At 59.2% G+C, this 1,140-nt stretch carries 2 rRNA genes; both read left to right on the top strand.

Going from position 1 to position 1,140, the window contains the following annotated elements:
• Positions 1-85, top strand: a 16S ribosomal RNA gene (locus AB0O28_RS39860); the annotation flags it as partial.
• Between the two features lie 425 nt (positions 86-510).
• Positions 511-1,140, top strand: a 23S ribosomal RNA gene (locus tag AB0O28_RS39855); the annotation flags it as partial.

Genomic DNA, 1,140 nt, shown 5'->3' with positions numbered 1-1,140 from the left:
GGAGCGGTCGAAGGTGGGGCTGGCGATTGGGACGAAGTCGTAACAAGGTAGCCGTACCGGAAGGTGCGGCTGGATCACCTCCTTTCTAAGGAGCATTCGGCCGGCCTGATCCCCATCGTTTGGTGGGTGGGTTGGTCCATGTCGCGTTCACCGGCGAGTGTCTGGTGCGTGACGCGCTCATTAGTGGAGCACTGGTTATTCGGGTCGGCCGGTTCTGGTCGTCTGGTGAGTACCGCCGCGGGTTGTTCGTGGAGTGGGAAAGCCGGCGGTGGGGCTGGTTGGCTCGGGCACACTGTTGGGTCCTGAGGGAACGGACCGTTTGCCCGCCGCTTAGCGGCGGGTGGTTCGTTGTCTCCAGGGCTGGTCTCCTGCCATACCGGCTGGGGTCCTTTGGTCGTGAGTCTGCCGTGAGGTGGGTTTGCGGGTGGAGGGTTCGGGTGTTTGGTGGTGGGGTGGGCTGGTTGTCTGGTTGTTGTTTGTGAATTGCATAGTGGACGCGAGCATCTTTGTGGCCAAGTTGTTTAGGGCACACGGTGGATGCCTTGGCATCAGGAGCCGATGAAGGACGTGGGAGGCTGCGTTAAGCCTCGGGGAGTCGCCAACCAGACGTTGATCCGGGGATGTCCGAATGGGGAAACCTAGCACCAGTCATGTGGTGTTGCCTCCGCCTGAATGTATAGGGCGGTTGGTGGTAACGCGGGGAAGTGAAACATCTCAGTACCCGTAGGAAAAGAAAACAAATAGTGATTCCGTGAGTAGTGGTGAGCGAAAGCGGAGGAGGCTAAACCGTGCGCGTGTGATAGCCGGCGGGCGTTGCGTGTGCGGGGTTGTGGGATCCTTCTGGACGGTCCGCTGATCGTCCGGGGAGTGAGAAATCCTTCTGATAGTCGAACGCTCTGGGAAGGGCGGCCGTAGACCGTGATAGCCGGGTAGATGAAATTGGATGGACTCCCGAGGGGTGTCCCGAGTAGCACGGGGCTCGAGGAATCCTGTGTGAATCTGCCAGGACCACCTGGTAAGCCTAAATACTTCCTGATGACCGATAGTGAACGAGTACCGTGAGGGAAAGGTGAAAAGCGCCCCGGTGAGGGGTCGTGAAATAGTACCTGAAACCGTGTGCCTACAAGCCGTAGGAGCGTA

The sequence above is a fragment of the Microbispora sp. NPDC088329 genome (assembly GCF_040685655.1).
GTDB lineage: Bacteria > Actinomycetota > Actinomycetes > Streptosporangiales > Streptosporangiaceae > Microbispora.
Note: the sequence above shows the minus strand (reverse complement) of the source record. Positions and strands in the feature narration are given on the sequence as shown.